Origin of the sequence: Moorena sp. SIO3I8, assembly GCF_010692325.1 — a bacterium.
Lineage (GTDB): Bacteria > Cyanobacteriota > Cyanobacteriia > Cyanobacteriales > Coleofasciculaceae > Moorena.
Window position 1 is genome coordinate 1 of the sequence record NZ_JAAHHW010000293.1, and the last position, 2,071, is coordinate 2,071.

Genomic DNA, 2,071 nt, shown 5'->3' on the forward strand with positions numbered 1-2,071 from the left:
TGTACTTACTCCAATTCAATATCTTATATTTGGTCTTGGCGGTTGCTTCTGTCATGGCTAAGGGGAAGCTCTATTTTTCTCTCTATAGATTATCTCACTCAACTCATACTCTTTATGCAACAAAGCCGAATTCTTTAGCAATATCCCAGGTCAATCAAGTGGGGGAGGAATATCTGAAAGTTGCTCGACAAAAGGAACAGGAATGTCGGGAAATTTTGGGCGATCGCATGAGTGAACTGGAACTGTATGCTCGTCGCACTGCTAATCTTTCGGATCGTCTTTACCGAGAAGTGATTGCGTCTCATATGCGTCCTTTTGCTGATGGGGTACAGAGTTTTCCTCGGATGATTCGGGATATAGCCAGAAAGCTGAATAAACAAGTTAAATTAGAAATTACCGGCAAATCTACGGCAGTAGATCGAGATATTTTACAGAAACTAGAAGCACCACTGACTCATATTTTGCGTAACTCTGTAGACCATGGTATTGAACCTCCCCAAGAGCGTGTAGCAATGGGGAAACCAGCCCAAGGCACAGTGCGACTGGAAGCCCTTCATCGTGGTGGGATGTTATCGATTACTGTTGCTGACGATGGCAAAGGCATAGATCCAGAGAAATTGCGGGAAAAAATTGTCCGCAAAAAAATGATCACCCCAGAGATGGCAAGCCAGCTAGCTGAACATGAGCTGATGGAGTTTCTATTTTTGCCGGGATTTTCTACTGCTAAGCAGGTAACCGAAATTTCTGGTCGTGGCGTTGGTTTAGATATTGCCAAGAGTATGGCACAAGAGGTAGGTGGCACCCTGCGAGCTACCTCTAAGCTAGGGCAAGGAACCAGTTTCCACTTCCAATTGCCTCTGACTCTATCAGTTATTCGTACCCTATTAGTGGATATATATGGTGAACCTTATGCGTTCCCGTTAGCACGAATTGACAAAATTGTCATGGTAGATAAAAATGAAATTTTTGTAGTATAAAACCGGCAATATTTTACCCTTAATGATGAAAATATTGGACTGGTAGCTGCCCATCAAGTGTTGGAGTTAGATGACTCTTATATCAAATCTGAAACCCTACCAGTCGTGATCATCAGTGACCAATCGAACCGTTTTGGATTAGTAGTTGATAAATTTTTAGGTGAACGGGATTTGGTGGTTCGACCATTAGATCCGAGGCTGGGCAAAGTTCAGGATATCAATGCTGCTGCTTTGATGGGAGACGGTTCCCCGATTCTAATTGTGGATGTGTCAGATTTAGTGCGCTCCATTGATAATCTACTCAATAACCGCCAGTTGAACCAAGTCAGTGGTAATGATGATACTGATATCCAACAGCCAAAACGAATTCTAGTAGTTGATGATTCCATTACCGTGCGGCAAATGGAACGTAAGTTACTGGAAAACCAAGGTTATGAGGTGGAAATAGCTGTTAATGGCATGGATGGTTGGAACGCTGTTCGCACCAACCCTTATGATTTAGTGATCAGTGATATTGATATGCCCCGCATGAACGGCATTGAGCTAGTCAGCCATATTAAAAGCCATTATAAATTAAAATCAATCCCTGTGATTATTATTTCCTATAAAGACCGGGAACAAGACCGTATTCAAGGTTTGCAAGCTGGAGCAGATTATTATCTAACCAAGAGTAGTTTTCATGATGATTCGTTGTTGAATGCAGTGATTGACTTAATTGGGGAGTAGGGATTATTAATTGGTTAGTTTGGATGGCTTGCTTGTTAATTGTCAATGGTAAACTTGGAATCCAAGCTTATTAATTAATAAGCTTGAATGAAACAATGAATAAAATCGACTATAGCGTTAATCATAGTTATGTTGATCATACTTATGAGGTAGATTCAATTTTCTACTCCCTACTCCCTACTCCCTACTCCCTACTCCCTACTCCCTACTCCCTACTCCCTACTCCCTACTCCCTACTCCCTACTCCCTACTCCCCTACTCCCTACTCCCTACTCCCTACTCCCTACTCCCTACTCCCTACTCCCTACTCCCTACTCCCTACTCCCTACAACTCAATAACACACGTCTGACCTCCACTCACATCGTCA

At 42.5% G+C, this 2,071-nt stretch carries 2 protein-coding genes and 1 pseudogene; all 3 read left to right on the forward strand.

Annotation, left to right across the window (positions count from 1 at the left end; genetic code table 11):
• Nucleotides 1-977, forward strand: a 977-nt coding sequence (locus F6K51_RS38835) for an ATP-binding protein (protein ID WP_365940612.1), incomplete at its 5' end; no start/stop codon positions are given.
• Between the two features lie 24 nt (nucleotides 978-1,001).
• Nucleotides 1,002-1,703: pseudogene (locus F6K51_RS38840) on the forward strand (response regulator); the annotation flags it as partial.
• Between the two features lie 95 nt (nucleotides 1,704-1,798).
• Nucleotides 1,799-2,053, forward strand: coding sequence for a hypothetical protein (locus F6K51_RS36320; protein ID WP_293030775.1), 255 nt, complete (start codon nucleotides 1,799-1,801; stop codon nucleotides 2,051-2,053).
• Nucleotides 2,054-2,071 lie beyond the last annotated feature (18 nt).